The sequence below is a fragment of the Acinetobacter sp. AR_0276 genome (genome assembly GCF_003000705.1).
GTDB classification, from domain to species: domain Bacteria; phylum Pseudomonadota; class Gammaproteobacteria; order Pseudomonadales; family Moraxellaceae; genus Acinetobacter; species Acinetobacter nosocomialis.
In genome coordinates, this window is record NZ_PSQO01000004.1 from 22979 (window position 1) to 47697 (window position 24719).

Sequence of the window (24719 nt, forward strand, 5' to 3'; positions counted from 1 at the left end):
TGCTTGGTAAAGTTATGAACCTTGATTTTAAGTAACTATAAGTCTAAAGTTAACTTGAATGTCAATAGAGTATGTGGCTATGAATATTAGCGAGTTATCGAAACTAAGTGGTTTAAGTACCCCTACAATTCGTTATTACGAGCAAATCAAACTCTTGCCTAAAGCAAAAAGAAAGTCGAATGGTTATCGTGAATATACAGATAACGATTTAAAGCAACTTTCTTTAATTCAACAGGCCCAGCAAGTTGGTTTTTCTTTAGCAGAAATTAAATCATTTTTACCGTCAAAAGTGACTACTTGGAACCATGACGCACTCATCCAAACACTTGAATCTAAAATTCAGGAAATCGAACTTTTAGAACAAAAGCTTAAAGTCAGTAAGCAAAATTTACTCACCATGATTGAAGCAATTAATAACAAACCCGATGAAATTACCTGTGAAGAAAATGCCGAACGCCTTATGAATCTCTATTACGATAAATCAAAAACGCCGTAAACCTATAGAATTCTATTGACCTTAAAGTACACTTTAAACATACGATGGACCACAGGTGATAAATGAGGAACCTGTGATGTTTAAAGTGTGGAATTTTCAACGTTGGTTAAGCATTATTTTTACCATTCTTTTATCTACAAATGTGGTTTATGCCGCAGGTTCAGATAAAGCTCAAAGCCTTGCAAAAACAAGTGGAAAAATTTTAGTCGTAATGACTAATCACTCGGCTTACCCTTCTCGTTCAGATAAAACAGGACTTTGGCTAACCGAGCTCACCCATTTTTATGATGTTGCATTAGCTGCCGGCTATGAAATGGACTTTGTAAGTCCTTTAGGTGGTGAAGTGCCTCTAGATGAACGTAGCTTAAAGTCTATTTACTTAGACAAATCCGCTCGTCAGCATTTAGCCGACCCAGCATTTATGCAACGGTTAAAAACAACATTAGCTCCGAACGCGATTAATCCTACCCAGTACAAAGCCATTTACTATACGGGTGGGCACGGTACCATGTGGGATTTCCCAAATAATAAAACTTTGCAAAACATTAGCGAACAGATCTATGGCCAAGGTGGAGTCGTTTCAGCAGTTTGTCACGGCGTAGGTGGTTTATTACCTTTACAGGATGAAAATGGCAAACCGTTAATTGCAGGTAGAACTGTTACGGGTTTTGCAAATATAGAAGAAACACTTTCAGGTATTAAGTCTCAAGCTCCATTTTCTTTACAAAATGGACTCATTGAACGTGGTGCAAAATATAAACAAGCTTTTATTCCGTTTACCTCATATGTGGTTTCAGACGACAGAATTATTACTGGACAAAACCCTCAGTCGAGTAAAGAAATTGCCGAAGCAGTCGTTAAACGTTTAAGCAGCATAAAATAAATCTAAAAAGACGAATTACAGACCAGCCTTGTAATTCGTCTTTTTCATATAAATATTATAGAAAAAATTAACCAACCTTTTGATAGTGAAGAGCTATCGCACTAGAAGCAAAAGTTTTATTTTCAATAAGTTTAAGATTGGTCTTTTGCTGAATACCTTGAAATAGCGGCAAGCCACTACCAATTAAAACGGGCGAAACCGTAATTTTATATTCATCAATTAAACCAAGTTGCATGAGATAGTGTGCAAACCGTGGACTCCCCAAAATCACCATATCCTTGCCCGGTTGCTGCTTGAGCTTATTAATTTCTTCTTCAACATGATCTTTCACAAGTCTGGAATTATTCCATTCAACAGTATCTAAGGTGGTTGAAAAAACGATTTTTTCAGTCTTTTCAATCCACTCAGCATGATTTCGTTCATGCTCCGAAGCTTCGGGGTTTGAAAGCATGGTTGGCCAATAATTATGCATCATCTGGTAAGTCGCACGTCCCCAAATTACCGTATCGGCAGTGCTCAAGATTTCTTTTGCATGATTTGCCAAATCGGCATCGTAAGCAATCCAACCTATGTCCATTGCCCCATTTGGACCTTCGACAAAACTATCAAGCGATGCATGTAGAAACAGTATGAGTTTTCTCATTTTCATTCCTTTGTTATGAATAAGATTTATCGCTTTTTAGTATATTCAATTTAAATGATTTCTTATGGAGTGTTTTGTTTTCTGATTTTTCTTGTATCTATATAGCTCTATATCTTCCTGAAATATTTATAAATTATATAAATGACCCGAACAAGAATGGCTCCTTATTCGGGTTATCTATAAACGTACTGTTTTAATAAAGGCTTGGTTACGTAATGACTAGCGGGCCAGAACCCGGCAACTCGGTCACTAGCTTATAGCCCATCAGTTTTGCGGGTGTATGTGTACCGCCTTTAACGGTATTTCTGAGTAAATAATTCACCACAGTCAGTGAGCCATTTACGGTAAGACTATAGGCGTTTTCCGTTTGAATACGGGCAGTTTTGATTTCCCCACGTGCATTTCTTGCTTCACCCCAAACATAGGTAGGTACTTTCGCTCGAAGCTCCTCATTTGGCCCCACAACCGTTTTTTCAATACGTGATTTAATAAACTTCTGCACAGCATTGATTTTTAATACTGGGCGTACATAGTTCAGCATTTTTGCACCAAAAATCATTTTAGGAAATGCAGGTACAAACACCTCAATGTTTGGAATGCCGGTTGTATAGAACGCTGTCGATACGTCTCCCCAAGGAACACTCATGGCACTTTTTTTGCCATCACCAAAATCAATAGTCCGGACATAATGTGCTAACGGAACAGTGGTAATTTTTCCGTTTTTACGAATTTTTCCACCTTCGGCCATGCCTTCTGTACTTGTTTTGGCTGTACCCGGTGAAAACCCAGTTCTAGAGTCAAAACCAAGCGCTAAATGGGTCGCATCTGGTAGTGCTTCTTTCAAGGCAGCAGCAACACAGTCTGTTGGAATTACATCGAAACCGACACCCGGACAAAGCACAATATCGGCTTTTTCGGCTTGGCTGTTAAGTGACTGTGCCAACTCAAATACTGAGATTTCGCCCGTAATATCTAGATAGTGAGCACCTGCCTTTATACAAGCTTCCATCATGGGTTTCGATGTCGCTGAAAAAGGCCCTGCACAATGCATAACCAGTTTAAAACCTTGGAGTTGCTCACTTATTGCATCTACGTTATCAAGTCCAAAAGCTTTATAGTCAAGTCCCAACTCTTGAGCAAGTGCTTCAACCTTAGCTTTGTTACGGCCAGCCAAAGTCGGTTTTAGACCTTGGCGTACAGCTTCACGAGCGATTAATTCGCCCGTGTAGCCATTTGCTCCATAAATTAACCAGTTTGAATCGTTAAGATTTGTCATAACACAACTCACTTTTTAAGAAGCAAATGAATAGTTACGCATGCCTTTTTTATACTGGCGAGTACGGCATGACATCGCTGATTGTTGCAAAATTAAAGCCCAAGCTGGTGAAACATTTGGTTTTGTTTTTTTACCAGCACTTAAATTACGTAACTGGAATTTGACCACAGCCATATTGGCAAGTGAAGCCAATGTTTTATTTTCCCATGTAATTGGTTTGAGTTCAGGTGAAATATTTTGGCCTTGTTTCCAAGCATTTGGCAAATTAGGTTCAATCGCTAAAGCTGTGGCTATACCGACCATATCTACACCACTTTCAATTACTTTTTCTGCCACTTGTTTACGGCGTATGCCACCTGTCACCATAACAGGCATTTTGGCAACTTTACGAATTTCTTGTGCAAATTCTAAAAAATAAGCTTCACGGGCAAGTGTACGACCATCACGTGCCTGACCTTGCATTGCAGGCGCTTCATAGCTACCACCTGAAAGTTCAACCAAATCGACTGCATGCTCATTTAACATTTTGACCACTTGCTGAGCATCTTCAGCGCTAAAACCGCCACGCTGGAAATCGGCTGAATTTAGTTTCACTGCGACCGTAAACTGTGGCGAAACCACTTTACGAACCGCTTCCACAATCTCAATTAAAATACGAGCGCGGTTTTCTAAAGAACCGCCCCAACGATCTTGGCGTTTATTGCTGAGTGGAGAAAGAAACTGGCTTAATAAATATCCATGCGCTGCATGAATTTCCACACCAGTAAATCCTGCTTTTTCACCTAAACGTGCCGTGTTTGCAAAACGCTGAATCACTTCTGCAATCATAGATTCAGTCATTTCAATTGGTGTGTTAAAGCGATTTGACATTTTGCCAAGATCAAGTGAAATTGCAGAAGGCGCCCAAGTCTGCTGACCTAGGTTAGCTTGCATTTGTCGACCCGGATGGTTAATTTGAAGCCAAACCTGAGCACCTTTGGAACGGCTAATTTGTGCCCATTTTTTGAAAGTATCTAGATGCTTTTCATCTTCAAGCACTACGCCGCCCGGTCCAGTCATCGCTCGGCGGTCTACCATCACATTTCCGGTAATGATTAGACCTACGCCACCATTTGCCCAAGCCTGATATAAACGCATTAATTCTTCTGATGGTGCATGGTTTAAATCAGCCATATTTTCTTCCATTGCCGCTTTAGCAATACGATTAGGAACATATGAGCCATTTGGGAATACTAATTTTTCGAACACTTTCATTGGAATGACCTCATTCAGTATGGCTTTACTTTAAGATTAAAGCTAACTTTAATGTCAATACCTTTTATTATTTCTCTATTTATTACTTTTAATTTCAATTTCTTATAAATAAAAAAGAGGCACTTAATAGGCCTCTTTTTTAAAGTTTATAGCTTTAAATTATTCGCGAATAAACGCTAATAAGTCCGCATTAATTACTTCATGGTTTACGGTTAACATACCGTGAGAAAAACCTGGGTAGATTTTGAGTTGGCTATTTTGAAGTAACTCAGCAGATTTCACACCAGACGTTTTATAAGGCACGATCTGGTCGTCGTCACCATGTAATACCAAAACAGGAATAGTGATTTTCTTTAAATCTTCAGTAAAGTCAGTTTGTGAGAATGCAACAATACCATCGTAATGTGCTTTTGCACTGCCCGTCATACCCTGACGCCACCAGTTAGCAATAATACCTTCAGATGGTTTCGCATCTGGTCGGTTAAAACCATAGAATGGGCCAGATGGAAGGTCTCGGAAAAATTGTGCACGGTTTGTGAGAACCTGATTTTGAAGGTCATCAAAAACTTCTTTTGGTAAACCTTCAGGATTATTTTCAGTTTTAACCATAAGCGGTGGTACTGCACTGACAAGAACAGCTTTCTTAACGTTTTCTTGACCATGACGTGCAATATAGTGAGCCACTTCACCACCACCTGTTGAATGGCCAATATGAATTGCATTTTTAATGTTCAGATGTTTAACCACTTCTGCAACATCATCTGCGTAATGGTCCATATCGTGACCATCCCATACCTGACTCGAACGCCCATGTCCACGGCGGTCATGAGCAACTACACGAAAACCTTCTTTAAGGAAAAAAAGCAATTGTGTATCCCAATCATCTGAACTCAAAGGCCAACCATGATGAAAAAATAGAACTTGGGCATCACGTGGTCCCCAATCTTTATAAAAAATCTCTACACCGTCTTTTGTCGTTACGTATCCCATCTTCGTTCTCCTGCTAAACAACTACTTATAGATTGGTTATAAAATTTGAATATTGATACTAAGCTTAAAGTTAACTTTAAGGTCAATTACTTTAATTGTATTTTTAAAATAAAATTTATATGAAAGCACGGCCTTAAACTCTTCTCATCTTTCCCCTTTTTTATTTCATTTAAATGTCAAAGCCTTTAGCCATCAAAATTAAAATCTTGACTTTAAAGTGAACTTTAAACTTATAGTTTCTGTAGTGGTTCTAAATTAACACGTCTTCATATGGACAGCATCAGATACTCGGTCAATTAATGTAAAGGTGAATTTTCATGGATATAAAACAACAATTTACTGAGGTTGAATTTGGACAACAAAAAATCAAAGTACCCAAAGGTGGTTATTATGACCGTTTTAGAATGAATCCCGATTTAGATGAAGTCGCTCAAGACCCTGCTGCTGGCAATATCGACTTTTTCCGTCATATTCCTAAAAAAATTATGGAGTCCCGTGTAGGTCCTGTTTGGGCACCCAACTTTTATTATCGTAGCGCAAATGTGCAACTGCTGATGCTTGCACCTATTAAACAGATTAAAGCAAAACTTCCTGCTGACTTAACACCATTACAACCCTTCCCGGGTTATGGGTTGGTCGCTGTTACGTTCTTTACCTATTCGGTTTGTGACAATGACCCTTATAACGAAGTGTCGATTGCGATTGTGGTACGCAAGCCTAATGCGCATGTGCCACATATTGCAGAACTAATCAAATCGATGCGCCAACGTCATTTTTATGCACATGTTTTAGCGTTACCTGTCGATACAGAAATTGCCAGAGTGCGGGGTGTATATGGTTACCAGTTACCGAAATGGCTGACTAAAATTGACGTGAACATTAACTCAAAAAGCGTTCAAGCCAATATTTTTGATCTTAATGGTAAGTTAGATTTAAGTTTAGAGACTGCTGTCCCCCCTTTAAAACATGTTGACTCTGAAACACATATTAATAAAGCAACCATGCTACATGTTGTTGATGGTAAATGGCACCAGACAGAGGTTCAATCAAACATTCTTTCTTTCGCGCAAAAACTTTTTCCAAAGAAAGTAAGATTAGTGAAAAATGAAGGCCCTTTAACAAAGTTATTAAATGAACTAGGTGCTTCAAAAATTTTGCGTTTAGATGTTATAGAAGATGCACAAGTCGTGCTTAATTTGCCTACTCCGCTATAGATTTATTATTCGAAATATAAAAAAGAGACCTTCATATGGTCTCTTTTTATTTTTTAGATTGCTTCTCTAGTCATCTCACCATTGACCAGTCTTAAAATCTGCAACGGGTTGCTGTCTTTTAAAGCTTCCGGCAATAAACTTTGCGGATAGTTCTGGTAACACACAGGTCTTAAGTAACGGTCAATGGCCAAGGTTCCAACTGAAGTGCCTCTTGCATCTGAAGTGGCTGGGTATGGCCCGCCATGTACCATCGCATCACAGACCTCAACACCCGTTGGGTAGCCATTGATGAGTAATCGACCGGCTTTTTCCTCTAGTACAGGAACTACATCAGCAAACTCGGTTAAGTCAGTTTCATCGGCAATTAAAGTCGCAGTCAGCTGACCATTCATGCTTTGTAGCGCCTGAATGAGTTGGGCTTTATCTTCAACTTCAATAATGACTGTGGTTGGCCCAAAGATTTCTTCTTGTAAAAGCTGATCACCCGCCAGTAATAACTCAATATCCGCTTTAAACAGTTGTGGCTGAGCCTGATTGCCTTGTTGAGTTTGACCTGCCAAATGCTTAATGCCTTGATGCTCAGTTAAGTGCTCAAGGGCAGCGGTATAACTTTTTAAGGTTCCGGCATTGAGCATAGTTTGCGCAGGTTTAGCACCCATAATTTCAGTCAGGTTGCTAATGAGCTGGCTAAATTCAGCTGATTTAATACCCAAGATTAAGCCCGGATTGGTACAGAACTGACCACAGCCTAAAACCACCGAATCAGCCAAGTCCTGTGCAATTTTTTCACCACGGTTTTTTAAGGCTTCTGGCAACATCAACATCGGATTAATACTGCTCATTTCAGCAAACACAGGAATCGGTTGTGGACGAGCTGCGGCCATGTCACATAAAGCTCGTCCGCCACGCAGTGAACCCGTAAAACCTACAGCCTGAATTAAAGGATGCTTCACTAAAGGTTCACCTACGCCATTACCGTAGATCATGTTAAACACACCTTTAGGCATATTTGATTTTTCTACGGCACGTTCAATTGCCTGCGCTACGAAATCTGCTGTCGCCATATGTCCACTATGGGCTTTTACTACTACCGAACATCCAGCCGCTAGTGCCGAAGCAGTGTCACCACCCGCAGTTGAGAATGCTAAAGGAAAGTTACTTGCCCCAAACACTGCAACAGGGCCAACACCGATTTTAATCTGGCGCAGGTCTGGCCGAGGTAAAGGCTGACGCTCTGGTAAAGCAGTATCAATACGGGCACCTAAAAAGTCACCACGGCGCAGCACTTTGGCAAATAAACGCATTTGTCCACTGGTACGGGCACGTTCACCTTGTAAGCGTGCAAGTGGCAGAGCGGTTTCCTGTGAAACGATTTCAAGAAAATCTGTACCTAATGCATCGAGTTCATCGGCAATATTTTCTAGAAAAACAGCACGCTGTTCAGGAGACGTATGGCGGTAAGTCTTAAACGCTTGACTGGCTGCTTCACAGGCCTGATTGACCTCTTGCTCGGTTGCATGGTGAAACTCATAAGGCAAAGTTTCGCCCATTGTTGCATTTACACTTTTCAATAAGCTTATACTTTGTGCTCTACGTGAACCGCCAATAAAGTTGTGTCCAATGACCATTTTTATATTCCTTAGAGAGTAATAACTGAACCGATCGGTAATTCAGGTTGCATATGAGCAAGTTTATTTCTGAGTGGATGCCCGAACTCTTTCATTTCTATTTCAAACTCATCATTAACTTGTGCTTGAATACCATCGGCAAAAGATAGAGTCGCTGTACCGAAATAATGGATATGTACATCGCCTGCTTTTAAGAATTGTTGATACTTAAAGTGGTGATATTCGAGATTTGCCAAGCTATGACAAATATTGTCTTCACCCGACAAAAACTCTTTTTCCCAAATGATTTGTCCATCACGGCGCAAACGGCTAGTTCCGACTAAATGTTTTGGTAATTCGCCTGTCCGTAAAGCGGGACCAAAACTACAAAAACGTAATTTTGAATGAGCCAAATATAAATAATTACGACGCTCCATTACGTGATCAGAATATTCATTGCCCAGCGCAAACCCGATTCGGTAAGGCTTTAGGTCTTCTCCAATAACATAGAGGCCTGCAATTTCAGGTTCTTCGCCGCCGTCTTCGGCAAATGGAGGTAAAGGCAGCTCTGCTCCCGGTCTTACCACAATTGAACCATCGCCTTTATAAAACCATTCTGGCTGTGCCCCGATCTGACCTTCTTCTGGACGCCCCTTTTGTAGCCCCCATTGAAATATTCGCATAGTGTCGGTCACCGAGCTGTCATCACTTAAATTTTGTTGATGCATTTTGTCGCGTGCAGATGCAGAACCTAAATGGGTTAAACCTGTACCGGAAATTAAACAATGCGTTGAATCTGGATGATCTAAAGGCGGCAATACCTTTAAGTCTGCTAATAACGATGAATAATCATAAGTTTCGGACTCAAACCCTAACGCCTCAACTTGTTGTTCCAGTGAAACTTTATTGCGGATTGCTAAAAGTGCTAAATCACGAACAGATTGAATATCTTTAACCGGATATGCCATGTTGCCTTCTACTTTCGCGACGGCACGTTGATTTGCACGATTCTCAAATTGAATAATTTGCATGTTTTATTCCTTACAAAGGCTTTTGAATATTCACTGTTTGTGTTTTTTGGCGTTCGAGCTTGGCATAGACGATGTAAGTCAGAATCAAGCCAAAAAGCATGACGATAGATAAGAAATACAAACCAGCAGCCATATTTCCCGTGTATTCTTTTAACAGTCCGATCCCAAATGGACCGACATAGCCACCTAAATTTCCAACAGAGTTAATTAAGGCAATACCAGCTGCTGCACTTGCACCTGTTAAGAAACGACCTGGTAATGTCCAAAACACGGCAGTCGATGAAAATAGACAGAACGCAACTATAGCCAAAGCTGCCAACTGCATAACTGGAGAGTTTAGCCAACCACTTAAAAACATTGCACAAGCACCTAGTGCATATAGAAAACTTAAGTGTCCGTAACGATCGTTCAGGCGGTCAGTACTACGCGGAATAATGAGGAGTCCAATAATTCCAAAAATATAGGGAATGCTAGATAAGAACCCAATTTGAATATCACTACCTCCGCCAAATTGCTTAATAATGGTAGGAAGCCAGAGATTTAAACCATAAATACTTAAAGTTACCGGTAAATAGTAGAGTGCTAATAAAAGTACGCGTTTGTCTTTTAAGGCATGTAGTGGATTGGCATGTCGGATTTGGTCATATTCGGCTTCATCTTTAATGAGTTCATTTTTAAGCCATTGTTTTTGTTCAATGCTTAACCACTTTACTTTATCAATCTTATCGGGTAGCCACAGAAATGTCGGTAAAGCCAATAAAACCGCGGGCAAGCCAACTGCAACGAACAACCATTGCCAGCCGTGCAAATTTGCAATGCCATCCATTCCAAGTAATAGACCCGCTAAAGGCCCTGCAATCATCATGGCAATCGGTTGTGAAAGCACAAACATTCCCATGATTTTTCCACGATGCCGCACCGGATACCACTGTGTAATCAGGTATAAAACACCAGGGAAAAAACCTGCCTCAGCAACACCGAGTAAAAACCGTAAGAGATAAAAACTTTTAGGGCCCTGAATAAGCGCCATGGCCATGGTGATGAGGCCCCATGTTAATAAAATGCGGGTAAACCATTTACGAGCACCAAATTTGTCTAAAAGCAAATTACTTGGAACTTCAAAAAGAAAATATCCAATAAAAAATAAGCCAGCTCCTAGACCATAGGCAGCATCACCAATTCCTACATCGGCACCCATATGCAAATGAGCGAACCCGACAGCGGCCCGATCAATGTATGCCACCAGATATAGTATGACTAATGCAGGTATCAGCTTAAACGTGACCGTCCGTATTACATCCTTTTCGAAATCCATGTTCGACTCCATTTCCTATTATTTACTTATAGAGCATCTTGCTCGTAAATTATCCTTTCAATTTAAAATATAGTAATACTATTTAAATTTCAAACCTTTTAAAAATAAAATTTATGGTGTATTTTTTAATTCAATTAATTCTAATAGTAATACTATATAGGGAAATTTGTATGAATAACAAACAAGTTCTTCGTTCGGCTGCCTGGTTTGGTACAACGGATAAAAATGGCTTTATGTATCGTAGCTGGATGAAGAACCAAGGAATCCCAGATCATGAGTTTCAAGGCAAGCCCATCATTGGGATTTGTAATACGTGGTCTGAACTCACCCCATGTAATGCGCATTTTCGAAAAATTGCCGAACATGTAAAAAAAGGGATTTTAGAAGCGGGCGGCTACCCTGTTGAATTCCCTGTGTTTTCAAATGGTGAGTCGAATTTACGTCCTACCGCCATGTTTACCCGTAACTTAGCCAGTATGGATGTCGAAGAAGCTATTCGTGGTAACCCTATTGACGGTGTGGTCTTACTAACAGGTTGTGACAAAACTACACCTGCATTATTAATGGGTGCCGCAAGCTGTGATATTCCAGCCATTGTAGTGACTGGCGGTCCAATGCTGAATGGTAAGCATAAAGGCAAAGACATTGGTGCAGGTACTATCGTTTGGCAAATGCATGAAGAATTAAAAGCAGGCAAAATTGATTTAAATGAATTTTTATCTGCCGAGTCTGGTATGTCACGCTCGGCTGGTACATGTAACACCATGGGCACCGCTTCTACAATGGCGTGTATGGCTGAAGCCCTAGGCACTTCTTTACCCCACAATGCGGCCATTCCAGCGGTAGATTCTCGCCGTTATGTGTTGGCTCATCTTTCTGGTATGCGTATTGTTGATATGGTTCATGCAGATTTACGTCTTTCTAAAATCTTAACCAAAGAAGCCTTTGAAAATGCCATTAAGGTCAATGCAGCTATTGGTGGTTCAACCAATGCCGTAATTCACTTAAAAGCAATTGCCGGACGCATTGGGGTTGATTTACAACTCGATGACTGGAACCGTGTTGGCCGCGGTATGCCAACCATTGTCGACTTACAGCCTTCGGGTCGTTTTTTAATGGAAGAGTTCTATTATAGCGGCGGCTTGCCAGCCGTAATTCGTCGTATGGGTGAAGCCAATCTCTTGCCAAATCCACAAGCTTTAACCGTAAACGGTCAAACCATTTGGGAAAACTGCCAGCAATCACCTATTTATAACGATGAAGTGATTCGGAAAATAGATAACCCAATTCGACAAGATGGCGGCATGTGTATTTTACGCGGTAATTTAGCGCCTAAAGGTGCAGTGCTTAAACCATCTGCTGCCACACCGGAGTTGATGAAACACCGTGGTCGTGCAGTCGTATTTGAAAACTTCGATGATTATAAAGCCCGGATTAATGACCCAGATCTAGATGTCGATGAAACTTGTATTCTTGTGATGAAAAATGCCGGCCCTAAAGGCTATCCGGGCATGGCAGAAGTCGGAAATATGGGACTACCACCAAAAATTTTAGCCAAAGGCATTACCGACATGGTCCGTATTTCCGACGCACGTATGAGTGGAACAGCTTATGGCACTGTAGTTTTGCATGTTGCTCCAGAAGCCATGGCAGGCGGGCCTTTGGCTGTAGTTCAAAATGGCGACTTTATCGAACTTGATGCCTATGCTGGAAAACTTCACCTAGAAGTGAGTGATGAAGAACTTAAGCAACGTCTTGAAAATTTAGCGCCTCCAGCTCCACCAAGTTTTATTGGCGGCTACCGTAAGCTCTATGTAGAACATGTTTTACAAGCCGATGAAGGCTGTGATTTTGATTTCTTGGTCGGTTGCCGCGGCTCGGAAGTTCCACGTCATTCTCATTAATATTTATTCTTGAAAAAGATGATCTTGTTAAAACACAAGGTCATCTATACCATAGGATATTCAACATCTCGTAATAGTGAAATATGAGTAAAGCTGACTATAAAAATCCTATTCCAAGCAAAAGCCAACATGCATTAATTGTTCAACAATTGGGATTAAAAATCGTTTCTGGAGAAATCTCAGAAAATGAAAAACTCCCAAGTGAAGTTGATTTATGTGAGGAATATAAAGTCAGCCGCCCTGTCTTTCGCGAAGCCATCCGTGTTTTAAATGCTAAAGGTTTAACTTACTCAAGACCTAAAATCGGGACTGTGGTTAGACCTAAAGAAGAATGGCATTTGCTCGATCCGGATGTATTGTTTTGGTTGATTCAAACAACCCCTGAACACGAGTTTTTTAAAACCCTTTCTACTGTACGACGCGTTTTAGAACCAGAGCTTGCTTATATTGCCGCAAGTACAGCAAATGAAGAAGATATTGAGCGTATTAAGCAAGCCTATGAAGGCATGGAAAAAGCGACAACAGTTGAAGAGTTTATAGAACCCGATATTCAGTTTCACTTAGCAATTGCTAAAGCAACGCATAATGATTTATTGGCTTATATGTCAAAAATGTTGGTTTTACCTTTGCAGCAATCAATTCAAGTGACAAGTCTACGTCCAAATTTACAAGGCCATTCGCTACCAAGACATAAAGCAATTTTGACAGCAATTGAAAATAAAGATCCGCTCTCTGCTCGCCATGCTTCACTCGTTCAGCTAGATGACACTAAGATGGCTTATGATTTAATTAAAAAATAATTTTCTCTATGTATTAGAAAAAGCCTGCTGACTCTAAATTAAAGTGATCAGGCTTTTTATTTATAAATTAGAACACCTTTTTTACAGAGACTGTAAAAGTTGAATCAATTGGATTTGAAATAGGTGCGCCCGGCTCACCATTGCTATACTTTTTATAATAAGCATTTTTATCCCATGCCTTGGTATAGGCTAATCCTGTACTCCAACCATCACCTAAATCTTTAATTACTTCGGCTTTAACATCTTGAAAGTTCGACTCTGAAAAGTTTTTGATTCTTTCATAGCCATAGTGGGCACCAAAAGTCCAAGTTTCACTGATCGGCTGGGTAAAGTTAACATCTAAATAACTTGATCCTCTTGACCTTTTACCAGCAGGTCCACCCATGGTTTTAGAGTTATAACCAGCATAATCTGGCGTGTAAGTCACAAAGTATTTGAGGCTTAAAGGACCATAGCCAATTTGAGGTACGATTTCACCATAGTTATAACTCGTATTTCCCGTTTCTGGTGTACTTTTCGCGCCTGGATAGTAATAATAAAAAATAGACATACCAATCGAGAATTTATCGATTGTTTTTAAATAACCTGTATAAAAATCCCATTCAACTGAAGCATCTCGCAGATAGTTGGAACTTACACTTGATGCCCAAGTTCCTACAAAAAAACCACTAGGATTGGCATAATCCAGTCCACCTTGTAAGGCTGGTTTACCCCAAGTTTGTTGGAAACCACGTGAAATATATTGACTAGCAAAAGTCACATTCGCGCTATAAGGAGAAGTTTTTTCTTGTTCTTTTAATTGTTCCGCATGTAAAACGCTAGTAGACATAATAAGTGAAGCTAAACCTAAAATTTTTCTCATTCAATAATTCCTTTTACATATTACCTATAGGTTTAAAGTTTTAAAATAACATGAAATATCCAGTTTAAGAACCTTAAAAGTTTATAAATTCAAGTTTCTAGACACATCTTCTTCGCTATAGATCTCTTCAATGCAATCTAAAATTTTAGGAATATAGGAACTTTGGTCCATGTTGCGCATGGATAGAGAGATGGGACTATAGGCTTCTAGGTCTAAGATATTTAAATAAGTTAGATTCTTCATTCCAATGTCGCAGGCGCTTTCCGGAATAATACAAATACCCTCACCGGACGCCACTAAGCCAAGTGCCATATGAATTTCTCGTACTTCAGTCAGCTTGGCTGGGACAAGACCTAATTTGGTAAATAAAGCTTGAATAGTGGTCGAAAAATTTGGTTTAGGTGTAGTTGGATAAGAAAAAATTGTCTCATTAATAATTTGAGATAAATAAATTCCTGTCTCTTGGAAATCACTTAATGGGTGTTTTTTATGGATTGCGAGTTTTAACTTTTCTTTTCTAAGCAGAAGTCGCTTAATCGCTGGATCACTAATTGGTAATCGCCCAAATCCTAAATCGATTTTGCCAAGTTTTAATGCTTCTACCTGATCTCGTGTACCACACTCAATAAGCTCAACATGAATGTCAGGATTTTTTTGCCTAAATAGATAGATGACTTGTGGTAATCGCCCATAAAGAAGCGAACTCACATAACCCACTTTAACAACGTTCTCGACCAGCTTCATTTTTTTAGCCATCGAAGCAGCTTGAGCGGTGTGAGTCAAAATTTGCACCGCATGCTGGTAAAAAAACAGCCCTGCTTCCGTTACTTTTAATGGACGAGAGCCTTTTTCGAATAAATCGATCCCTAATTCTTCTTCTAGTTTTTTGATTTGGCGTGTTAAAGGTGGCTGAGCAATAAAAAGCTTTTCTGCGGCTTTCGTCAGACTCTGTTCTTCAACAACGGTAACAAAATAACGTAGATGTCTTAATTCCATTAATATACCTTTTTAGTATCTTAAAATACCGTTCTATATCTATTTTAGGCTATTACATTCTTCTATGGTATACAAACAAGTTCGTAATAGTTGAAACTTCATGTATAGAACCATAGAAACCATACTTGTGGATATTCCAACTATCCGTCCTCACCAGTTGTCTGTGACTACTATGCGTACCCAGACTTTGGTACTCGTTAAAATTACGACCACGGATGGTATTGTCGGTTGGGGTGAAGCCACCACCATTGGTGGGCTGAACTATGGTGAAGAAAGTCCTGAGAGTGTCAAAGCCAATATTGATACCTACTTTGCACCATTACTGACATCAGTTAAAGATTTAAATGTTGCACAAACACTTAAACTGATTCGTAAAAATATTAATGGTAACCGCTTTGCTAAGTGTGCCATTCAGACTGCCCTACTTGATATTCAGGCCAAACGTTTAGGTGTGCCATTAAGCGAAGTTTTAGGTGGACGTCTGCGTAATAGTTTACCTGTGCTTTGGACGCTTGCGTCTGGTGACACGGAAAAAGATATTGCTGAAGCTCGCAAAATGATTGAGCTAAAGCGCCATAACACGTTCAAACTTAAAATTGGTGCACGTCCTTTACAGCAAGATGTTGACCATGTGATTGCGATTAAAAAAGCATTAGGTGCTGATGTTAGTGTACGTGTAGATGTAAACCGTGCATGGTCAGAACTTGAATGTATTCATGGTATTCAACAGCTCCAAGATGGTGGAATCGATTTAATCGAACAACCATGTGCAATTCAAAATACCGAAGCTCTTGCTCGCCTCACCCATCGTTTTGATGTAGCCATTATGGCAGATGAAGCTTTAACTGGACCTGACAGTGCATACCGTATTGCAAAAAATCATGGTGCAGATGTATTTGCCGTCAAGATTGAACAATCTGGTGGCCTGATTGAAGCATGTGAAGTTGGCAAAATTGCTGGTTTGGCTGGTATCGACCTATATGGCGGCACCATGCTTGAAGGTCCTGTAGGAAGTATTGCATCGGCCCATGTATTTGCAACCTTTGAAACATTAGCGTTCGGCACTGAATTATTTGGTCCGTTATTACTTACCGAAGAAATTTTAAAAGAGCCGCTACGTTACGAAAACTTTGAATTGCATTTGCCAACAGCTCCGGGCTTAGGCATTGAAATTGATGAAGATAAGATTGAGAAATTACGTCGTTAAGGCAACAGGATAAGGAGTTTCCCATGTTATTTCATGTACGTATGGATGTGCATATTCCACTTGATATGCCAGCCGACAAAGCAAATGAAATTAAGGCCGTTGAAAAAGCTTATTCGCAAGAATTACAACGCCAAGGTAAATGGCGTCATATCTGGCGAATTACAGGCCAGTACTCGAACATCAGCATTTTTGATGTCGAGAGCAATGAAGAATTGCACAACATTTTACAGGGTTTACCTCTCTATCCATACATGGACATTGAAGTGATGGCAATGAACCGTCACCCATCTTCTGTTCGTGATGATGATTCGTAAATCCAAAGAATGTTTTAAATGTGATCTCTGAAGTCCATTTAAAAACCAAGCAGATTATTCAGAAGGTAACAAGGAACGTGGCGGCACTTATTCGCTAGCAAAACAAAATGCCCGCAGCGCTGCCACCCAAAACCGTATTGCATACTTAAGGAGTTTTAGTATGAACCGTCAACAAATTGATGCGCTTGTAAAACAAATGAATGTCGACACAGCAAAAGGTGAAGTCGATGCACGTGTTCAACAAATTGTAGTGCGCCTTCTTGGGGATTTATTTCAAGCCATCGAAGATTTAGACATCCAGCCTTCTGAAGTTTGGAAAGGTTTGGAATATTTTACCGATGCAGGTCAAGCAAATGAACTTGGTCTTTTGGCTGCTGGCTTAGGTTTAGAACATTATCTTGACTTACGTGCAGATGAAGCAGATGCCAAAGCTGGTGTTACTGGCGGCACACCACGTACTATTGAAGGTCCACTTTATGTAGCTGGCGCGCCTGAATCAGTTGGTTTTGCACGTATGGATGATGGAACTGAAACTGGCAAAATCGATACCTTAATTATTGAAGGTAAAGTAACTGACACGGATGGCAATATTATTGAAAATGCTAAAGTTGAAGTATGGCATGCCAACAGTTTAGGTAACTATTCATTCTTTGATAAGTCTCAATCTGACTTTAACTTACGCCGTACCATTTTCACTGATACAGATGGTAAATATGTAGCGTTAACCACTATGCCAGTTGGTTATGGATGCCCTCCTGAAGGTACAACACAGGCTCTTCTTAACAAGTTAGGCCGTCATGGTAACCGTCCATCTCACGTTCACTACTTCGTTTCTGCACCGGGTTACCGCAAGCTAACTACTCAATTCAACATTGAAGGTGATGAGTACTTATGGGATGACTTTGCCTTCGCTACTCGTGACGGTTTAGTGGCAACAGCAGTAGATGTAACAGACCCTGCTGAAATTCAACGCCGTGGTTTAGATCACGCTTTCAAACACATCACATTTAACATTGAATTGGTTAAAGAAGCCGCTGCTGCTCCTTCAACTGAAGTTGAACGTCGTCGCGCTAGTGCTTAATTGAAAGTGTATGTGAGTTAAAAGTTCGCTTTTGACTCACAAAATTTACTCCATTTATTACTACCATTAAGAATTTCAATAAATTTTTAGCGGTAGTAATACATTACGTTACCTCATGCTCTAAGGTTTCTCACATGATTGACAAAAGTAGGTCCTCACTAAGCGAGGTTTTATCGCAGATTAAAGATGGTGCAACCATACTGATTGGTGGTTTTGGTACCGCAGGACAACCCGCTGAACTCATTGACGGTCTGATTGAACTCGGTGTTAAAGGCTTAACCATTGTGAGCAACAATGCCGGTAATGGTGACTATGGTCTGGCTAAACTGCTTAAAGCCGGTTCAGTAAAAAAAGTCATTTGCTCTTTCCCACGTCAGTCAGATTCTTATGTGTTTGATGAACTATACCGTGCCGGAAAGGTGGAACTTGAGGTTGTACCGCAAGGTAATCTGGCTTGTCGTATTCAGGCTGCCGGTATGGGTTTAGGTGCTGTATTTACTCCAACAGGCTTTGGAACTCTTTTGGCCGAAGGTAAAGAAACTCGTGAGATTGATGGTAAAGATTACGTACTTGAATATCCGATCAAGGCTGACTTCGCCTTGATTAAAGCCTATAAGGGCGACCGCTGGGGTAATCTGGTTTACCGTAAATCTGCACGTAACTTTGGCCCGATCATGGCCATGGCTGCTGATGTCACCATTGCTCAGGTTTCTGAAGTGGTGGAGCTGGGTGGATTAGACCCAGAACACATCATTACCCCGGGTATCTTTGTACAGCATGTTGTACAAGTAACGCCAGCACAGTAAGCAATAAGGAGAAATAACATGAGCTACCAGAAACTCAGCCGTGACCAGATTGCACAACGTGTGGCACAAGATATTCCAGATGGCGCCTATGTGAACTTGGGCATTGGCTTACCAACCAAGATTGCCAGCTACTTACCTAACGATAAAGATATTTTCCTTCATTCTGAAAATGGACTATTGGCATTTGGCCCACCACCAGCTGCAGGTGAAGAAGACCCTGAACTGATTAATGCAGGTAAAGAGTTTGTGACCATGCTTGAAGGCGGCAGCTTTTTCCACCATGGTGACTCATTTGCGATGATGCGTGGTGGTCACCTTGATATTGCCGTGCTTGGTGCCTTTCAGGTTGCAGCCAATGGTGACTTGGCGAACTGGCACACCGGTGCGCCGGATGCGATTCCTGCGGTGGGTGGTGCGATGGATTTGGCAGTTGGTGCCAAGAAAGTATTTATCACCACAGACCATGTGACCAAACAAGGTGAACCAAAGATTGTCGCTGAGCTCACTTATCCGGTAACGGGTAAGCACTGTGTGGATCGTATTTACACCGACCTGTGTGTGATTGATGTGACCAAAGATGGTTTAAAGGTGATTGAGAAAGTTGAAGGTCTTAACTTTGATGAGTTACAGGCTTTTACGGGCGCAACTTTGATCGATGCCACTCAAGGGTAAAGTTTACACAGCATAGCCAATGCTACTACTGTCATTGCCTGTAAATGATAGTGGTCTTCGAAAGCCCTTTGTATAGGCAGTACCTTACTTTTTAAGGATAAAAAGTAACAAAAATCCTTTGTTACTCAGACACAACATCCCTGTTGTGCTGAGCAACGAGGCGACATCCATGTCGCCAACGCGAAACATTGAATGGAACTCTTTGAATACGGTTCTTGCTTATTAATTTGGATTTTACCGTAATTCGCTATTGTGACAGGCGACATGGATGTCGCCCGTTGGACAGGGAGGCATGGAAGCCTCCTCTGTTCAACAAAGGTTTTTGGTTACTTTTTTAAAAAAGTGACATGAATTAACTACTGGCATTTGACTCAACACGATAAGACTCCGTCATGACTACTTCGAACTTAGTAACCATGATCAGCACCAGCAAATGCTAAAAAGTTTCACGATGTAGCAATGACAGCAACAGATTTCAAAATGGAAATGTAAGAATGAAAAACGCTTATATCATCGATGCCATCCGTACTCCATTCGGCCGTTATGCCGGTGGCCTTGCACCCGTCCGTGCCGATGACCTTGGCGCTGTGCCGATTAAAGCCCTCATGCAGCGTAACCCAAGTGTAGATTGGGAACAGGTTGATGATGTGATCTATGGCTGTGCCAACCAAGCTGGTGAAGATAACCGTAATGTCGGCCGTATGTCAGCACTGCTTGCCGGTTTACCGTATCAGGTTCCAGCAACCACCATTAACCGTTTGTGCGGTTCTTCACTCGATGCGATTGCTATTGCTGCCCGTGCTATTAAAGCAGGCGAAGCGAACTTGGTGATTGCAGGTGGTGTGGAAAGCATGAGCCGTGCGCCTTATGTAATGGGTAAGTCTGACAGTGCTTTTGGCCGTAGCCAGAAGATTGAAGACACCACCATGGGGTGGCGTTTCATCAACCCAAAACTTAAAGAATTGTATGGTGTAGACACCATGCCCCAGACTGCCGAAAACGTGGCTGAACAGTTCAACGTTAATCGTGCAGATCAGGACCAGTTTGCCTTGGTGAGCCAACAACGCACCGCAAGCGCGCAAGCCAAAGGCTTTTTTTCTAAAGAAATCGTGGCAGTTGAAATCCCTCAGCGTAAGGGGGATGCTGTTGTGATCGATAGCGATGAACATCCACGTGCATCGACCACACTTGAAGGTTTAAGGAAACTTAAACCAGTTGTAAAAGAAGATGGCACTGTAACAGCAGGTAATGCTTCAGGTATTAATGATGGGGCAGCAGCTCTACTGATTGCTTCTGATGATGCAGTTCAGGCTTATAACCTCAAACCACGTGCCAAGATCATTGCTTCAACAGCTGTGGGTGTAGAACCACGTATTATGGGTTTTGCTCCGGCACCCGCCATTAAAAAATTACTGAAACAAGCCAACCTGACTTTAGAGCAGATGGATGTAATTGAGCTCAATGAAGCCTTTGCTGCACAGGCATTGGCAGTGACCCGTGATTTAGGCTTGCCAGATGATAGCAACAAGGTAAATCCAAACGGTGGAGCAATTGCATTAGGCCATCCACTTGGGGCCTCAGGTGCACGCCTTGTGACCACTGCCTTAAACCAGCTTGAGCAAACAGATGGTCGTTATGCCTTGTGTTCGATGTGTATTGGGGTAGGTCAAGGGATTGCACTCATTATTGAACGTGTTGAAGCACTTTAAGGAGAAACAAATGCCATCTTTTCAATCTGCCGATGCACAAATTAACTATCAAACCTTTGGTGAGCCATCTTCCCCTGCTCTGGTGTTTTCAAACTCTTTGGGCACCAATTATGGTATGTGGCAAAAACAGTTCAATGAGTTAAAAGATCAATTTTTTGTGATCTGTTATGATACACGTGGTCATGGTTCATCATCTACGCCTGACGGCCCATACACTGTAGAGCAATTAGGTGAAGATGTTGTCCGTTTACTCGACCATCTAAATATTAGCAAAGCTGCTTTTTGTGGTATTTCTATGGGGGGGTTAACCGGTCAATGGCTTGCGATTCACTACCCTAACCGTTTTAGTCATGTCATTGTTGCAAATACTGCCGCTAAAATCGGACAAGAACAAGCATGGCTTGACCGTGCAAAATTAGTACGTGAGCAAGGTTTACAGCCAATCGCAGCTACAGCAGCTTCGCGATGGTTTACAGATCCCTTTATCCAAAGTCATGCTTCAATTGTCAACAACCTGTGTAACGACTTAAGTGCTGGCAGCGCAATAGGTTATGCCAATTGTTGCGAGGCTTTGGCTAAAGCGGATGTCCGTGAGCAGTTAAACGACATCAAAATACCTGTATTGGTGATTGCTGGAACTCAAGACCCTGTAACGACTGTTGCAGATGGTGAGTTTATGCAGCAACGCATTCCACAATCACAACTTGCAGAGATAGACGCTTCTCATATTTCCAATGTAGAACAACCTGAAGCTTTTAATAAAATCCTAAAGGATTTTTTACTAGGTTAATTTTAATGATTCAAAAAATGGCCTATAGAGGCCATTTTTTATATCTCGTAGAAACTTAGTACCGAATCATGACCGATTTTAATTCGGTGTAATCTTCAATAAATGCATCTGAAAACTCTCTGCCAATTCCTGAAGCTTTAACGCCACCAAATGGAACCGAAGGGTCTAAGAACGTATGCATATTGACCCACAAGGTCCCTGCTTCAATCTTAGGAATTAAACGCAAAGCTTTAGACAAATCATTTGTCCAAATACTTGCGGTTAAACCAAAGCGCGACTGATTCATCAGTTGAATAAGTTCTTCATCAGTTTCGAATGGCATTACCCCGACTACTGGACCAAAAGTTTCTTCTGAAAATAAAGGATCATCGGTATTTTTAAAGGAAATTAAAGTCGGTTGTACAAAATATCCTGATCGATCTAAAGCCTCACCTCCAGCAATAATCTGGTTATTGGCTTTAGCCATATCTAAATAATGTTTCACTTTATGAAAGTGTGGCTGATTAGAGAGTGGACCAAACATACTTCCTTCATCCATAGCCGATCCAATTTTTAAACTAGAAAGTGCTTTAGAGAGTTTTTCGACTAGTTCATTATGTTTTGTATGGTGTACAAAAAAACGCTCTGGGGATGCACAAACTTGACCTTGATGTACAAAAGTTGCTTGCAATAAAGTCGGTAAAATCTCATCAATATTTGCATCGGCTAAAACAGCTATGGCATTTTTACCGCCCAACTCCAGACTTACACGGGTTAAATCACTACTCATCGCAAGTTTACCGATGGCAATACCTGTTGGTACCGAACCTGTAAACGAAACTTTCTTAACGAGTGGCGACTCAATTAAATATTGCCCTGTATCGCCCTTACCTGTCACTACATTAATTACACCGGCTGGAATACCTGCTTCGATGGCAAGTTCAGCTAAACGTAATAAAGATAAACTGGCAAACTCACTTGGTTTAAGCACAATGGTACAGCCTGTTGTTAAAGCTGAACCGATTTTCCAAACGCCAATCATCAGTGAGAAATTCCAAGGCACAATCCCTGCAACCACACCCACTGGTTGTCTTAAAGTAAAGGCCGTATATTTTTCACCTTGCATAGAAGGAATAGAAGGTTGCATGGTTTGACCATTAATTTTGGTTGCCCAACCAGCAAAATATCTTAAGAAAATAACGGATTGTGCGACTTCAAGATGGCGGGAAATATTGATAAGTTTTCCGGTGGATAACGTCTCGAGCTGAGCAAGTTCTTCACCATGTTGCTCAATTAAATCTGCCAACTTATTTAATTTAACGCCACGTTCATAGGGTGTCGTTTCAGCCCAAGCATTTTGAAAAGCATGTTTAGCACTTTTGACGGCGCTTGCGACATCTTGTTGACTACCAATACTAATTTGAGCAACCACTTGTTCAGTCGATGGATTTACAATATCCACTTTATCTAAATGCTCGGCAGCAACTAATTTTCCATCAATAAAATGTCCATGTTGACGTGCCATAAATTGCTGCACATTTTGTAAAATCTGAACTTCACTCATTTTTATTTCTCTCAATTCATTTAAAAGGATTTATTAATAGATGTATTGCAGAATCAACTGCGCATATACATTGATCTTGTCATCGTAGTTTTGAGTACCGCCACTATGGATATCGTGTTTCGGTTTATAGAGTCCCACTAAAGGAATAACGTTAAATTTTTTATTAACCGACCAAACCGAAAACACATCTAACTCATGTCCATCCACATTGGTTAAAGACTTATTTACCGTTTTGAACTTATAGGCCAAAGCACCCAACATAAAATTTTCTTTCAAATTCATAGTGTAAGAGACTTGATGAATATCTGCATTTTTATTAAATGGACCAGCATAGTTTCCGGCAACTTCGCCCTGAAACCACGTACCAAAGCCGACTGTATTTCCATAAAACATAGGGTCGTATTGGTCTGAAAAATGACTAAAACGGTAGCCTAATGAGGGCGTATATTTTGAAGATAAAAAGTTATAGTTCAGCGCTAAGTAGCCAGCATTTTCGTGGCTATCTTTTTTATCTTGCACCACAAACTCAGTTTTGAGCTGTAATTCTGGTAAAGGTTGATAATTTAAACGTAAAGCATAGTTTTTAAGATCTTCACGCCCTGAAACGTGTTCAGCATCTTTAAGGTCTAATACGTTTAAGTAAGTGAACCCAACGCCCTTATCTTTAAGTTGATACATCAAATCAGTTACAAACAGTTCTGGTGAAAATTGTGCTTTGTTGTTTGATTTTAAATAAGCCAGCTTTAGCGTTGTATTCTCTTGCGGTTTGTATTGAAGCAAAGTCGTAAAATCAAAGCTTCGACGAGCTGCTAGATAATATGCACCGCCCCGATCGAGTGTGCCATCCGCAGGCACTTTACCGAGGTTTAACGCATCACCCGCAATAAAGAACCCATCACCAATCATGATATTTTGCCGACCAATACTTAAATCATAGGTCGTTAACTCATCTTTATTGGTGCCGTCTTTAAAACCAATGATCCATTCATTCACATCTGTTTTACGTTCTTTGCCATTACTATTTTGACCTGCGTCGCCATCACCAAATGTTGCCGAGCTAATACCACTCAAACTTGCATAGAGCTGTTTGCTTTTAAAGGTATATTGTCCTTTAGCACCATATTTAAGATGACCTTCTTGCCAATTGACTCTTTCATCATCTAGGTTTTCGCCGTTATAGCTTTTACCACTACTAAAAGCTCCAAAAGTTGCTTCAAAAGTTGGCTTAATTTCAAGCTCACCAGCATGCACAGTTGAAAAAAATGAGACAAAGAGAGTCCCTCTCATAACCTGAGAAAATAAATTTTTCATTGAGAAATTCCTTTT

Annotated in this window: 23 protein-coding genes; 12 read left to right on the forward strand and 11 right to left on the reverse strand. The window is 40.7% G+C overall.

Annotation, left to right across the window (positions count from 1 at the left end):
• The first annotated feature begins 79 nt into the window (after positions 1–79).
• Positions 80–496, forward strand: a complete 417-nt coding sequence (locus tag CSB87_RS00955; protein WP_002050803.1) for a MerR family transcriptional regulator — start codon at positions 80–82, stop codon at positions 494–496.
• A 76-nt stretch (positions 497–572) separates the two neighbouring features.
• Complete coding sequence (locus CSB87_RS00960; protein ID WP_004887086.1) at positions 573–1379, forward strand: type 1 glutamine amidotransferase domain-containing protein; 807 nt, start codon at positions 573–575, stop codon at positions 1377–1379.
• A 67-nt stretch (positions 1380–1446) separates the two neighbouring features.
• On the opposite strand, the gene CSB87_RS00965 is transcribed toward CSB87_RS00960, so the two are convergent.
• The 4 genes from CSB87_RS00965 to CSB87_RS00980 form a co-directional block, all read right to left on the reverse strand.
• Complete coding sequence (locus tag CSB87_RS00965; RefSeq protein ID WP_004887085.1) at positions 1447–2022, reverse strand: dihydrofolate reductase family protein; 576 nt, start codon at positions 2020–2022, stop codon at positions 1447–1449.
• A 208-nt stretch (positions 2023–2230) separates the two neighbouring features.
• On the reverse strand, positions 2231–3298 hold the full coding sequence (locus CSB87_RS00970) for a saccharopine dehydrogenase family protein (protein WP_004887084.1): 1068 nt from the start codon (positions 3296–3298) through the stop codon (positions 2231–2233).
• Between the two features lie 15 nt (positions 3299–3313).
• Positions 3314–4552 carry an NADH:flavin oxidoreductase/NADH oxidase family protein gene (locus tag CSB87_RS00975; RefSeq protein ID WP_002050809.1) on the reverse strand — a complete coding sequence of 413 codons (1239 nt, stop codon included), beginning with the start codon at positions 4550–4552 and terminating at the stop codon, positions 3314–3316.
• A gap of 159 nt (positions 4553–4711) precedes the next feature.
• A complete protein-coding gene (locus CSB87_RS00980; protein WP_000542615.1) occupies positions 4712–5542 on the reverse strand; it encodes an alpha/beta fold hydrolase in 831 nt (276 codons plus the stop codon).
• 317 nt (positions 5543–5859) lie between these two features.
• On the opposite strand from CSB87_RS00980, the gene CSB87_RS00985 reads away from it, so the two are divergent.
• Positions 5860–6756 carry a hypothetical protein gene (locus tag CSB87_RS00985; protein ID WP_004887080.1) on the forward strand — a complete coding sequence of 299 codons (897 nt, stop codon included), beginning with the start codon at positions 5860–5862 and terminating at the stop codon, positions 6754–6756.
• 53 nt (positions 6757–6809) lie between these two features.
• Here CSB87_RS00985 and CSB87_RS00990 read toward each other — a convergent pair whose 3' ends face one another.
• The 3 genes from CSB87_RS00990 to abaQ are packed head-to-tail and all read right to left on the reverse strand — an operon-like array spanning position 6810 to position 10709.
• Entirely contained in the window at positions 6810–8384 is a 1575-nt protein-coding gene (locus tag CSB87_RS00990) for an aldehyde dehydrogenase (NADP(+)) (protein ID WP_004887078.1), read from the reverse strand.
• A gap of 11 nt (positions 8385–8395) precedes the next feature.
• Positions 8396–9394 (reverse strand): AraD1 family protein, encoded by a 999-nt coding sequence (gene araD1 / locus CSB87_RS00995; RefSeq protein ID WP_106105014.1) that lies wholly within the window; start codon positions 9392–9394, stop codon positions 8396–8398.
• A 10-nt stretch (positions 9395–9404) separates the two neighbouring features.
• A complete protein-coding gene (abaQ, locus tag CSB87_RS01000; protein ID WP_004887071.1) occupies positions 9405–10709 on the reverse strand; it encodes a multidrug efflux MFS transporter AbaQ in 1305 nt (434 codons plus the stop codon).
• A 170-nt stretch (positions 10710–10879) separates the two neighbouring features.
• Between abaQ and CSB87_RS01005 the strand changes: the two genes are divergently transcribed.
• Together CSB87_RS01005 and CSB87_RS01010 are read left to right on the forward strand one after the other, a co-directional pair.
• Entirely contained in the window at positions 10880–12613 is a 1734-nt protein-coding gene (locus CSB87_RS01005; protein WP_004887070.1) for an IlvD/Edd family dehydratase, read from the forward strand.
• A gap of 83 nt (positions 12614–12696) precedes the next feature.
• Positions 12697–13413, forward strand: coding sequence for a FadR/GntR family transcriptional regulator (locus CSB87_RS01010; protein WP_000029961.1), 717 nt, complete (start codon positions 12697–12699; stop codon positions 13411–13413).
• A 67-nt stretch (positions 13414–13480) separates the two neighbouring features.
• Here the strand turns inward: CSB87_RS01010 and CSB87_RS01015 are convergent, their stop codons facing one another.
• Complete coding sequence (locus CSB87_RS01015) at positions 13481–14275, reverse strand: TorF family putative porin (RefSeq protein WP_004887069.1); 795 nt, start codon at positions 14273–14275, stop codon at positions 13481–13483.
• Between the two features lie 81 nt (positions 14276–14356).
• A complete protein-coding gene (locus CSB87_RS01020) occupies positions 14357–15271 on the reverse strand; it encodes a LysR family transcriptional regulator (RefSeq protein WP_004887067.1) in 915 nt (304 codons plus the stop codon).
• Positions 15272–15371: 100 nt separating this feature from the next.
• On the opposite strand from CSB87_RS01020, the gene CSB87_RS01025 reads away from it, so the two are divergent.
• The 7 genes from CSB87_RS01025 to pcaD all read left to right on the forward strand — a co-directional run bounded on the left by CSB87_RS01025 (position 15372) and on the right by pcaD (position 21850).
• Positions 15372–16478, forward strand: a complete 1107-nt coding sequence (locus CSB87_RS01025) for a muconate/chloromuconate family cycloisomerase (RefSeq protein WP_004747037.1) — start codon at positions 15372–15374, stop codon at positions 16476–16478.
• 23 nt (positions 16479–16501) lie between these two features.
• Positions 16502–16792 carry a muconolactone Delta-isomerase gene (catC, locus tag CSB87_RS01030; protein ID WP_000897237.1) on the forward strand — a complete coding sequence of 97 codons (291 nt, stop codon included), beginning with the start codon at positions 16502–16504 and terminating at the stop codon, positions 16790–16792.
• A gap of 160 nt (positions 16793–16952) precedes the next feature.
• A complete protein-coding gene (gene catA / locus CSB87_RS01035; RefSeq protein WP_004708601.1) occupies positions 16953–17873 on the forward strand; it encodes a catechol 1,2-dioxygenase in 921 nt (306 codons plus the stop codon).
• A gap of 134 nt (positions 17874–18007) precedes the next feature.
• On the forward strand, positions 18008–18679 hold the full coding sequence (locus tag CSB87_RS01040) for a 3-oxoacid CoA-transferase subunit A (RefSeq protein WP_004887065.1): 672 nt from the start codon (positions 18008–18010) through the stop codon (positions 18677–18679).
• 18 nt (positions 18680–18697) lie between these two features.
• On the forward strand, positions 18698–19351 hold the full coding sequence (locus tag CSB87_RS01045) for a 3-oxoacid CoA-transferase subunit B (RefSeq protein WP_004887060.1): 654 nt from the start codon (positions 18698–18700) through the stop codon (positions 19349–19351).
• A gap of 494 nt (positions 19352–19845) precedes the next feature.
• Positions 19846–21060, forward strand: a complete 1215-nt coding sequence (gene pcaF / locus CSB87_RS01055; protein ID WP_004887057.1) for a 3-oxoadipyl-CoA thiolase — start codon at positions 19846–19848, stop codon at positions 21058–21060.
• Positions 21061–21070: 10 nt separating this feature from the next.
• Positions 21071–21850, forward strand: coding sequence for a 3-oxoadipate enol-lactonase (gene pcaD, locus CSB87_RS01060; protein ID WP_004887054.1), 780 nt, complete (start codon positions 21071–21073; stop codon positions 21848–21850).
• 55 nt (positions 21851–21905) lie between these two features.
• Here the strand turns inward: pcaD and CSB87_RS01065 are convergent, their stop codons facing one another.
• Complete coding sequence (locus CSB87_RS01065; protein ID WP_004887052.1) at positions 21906–23393, reverse strand: NAD-dependent phenylacetaldehyde dehydrogenase; 1488 nt, start codon at positions 23391–23393, stop codon at positions 21906–21908.
• A gap of 33 nt (positions 23394–23426) precedes the next feature.
• Entirely contained in the window at positions 23427–24644 is a 1218-nt protein-coding gene (locus CSB87_RS01070) for a hypothetical protein (protein ID WP_079377838.1), read from the reverse strand.
• Between the last annotated feature and the right edge of the window lie 75 nt (positions 24645–24719).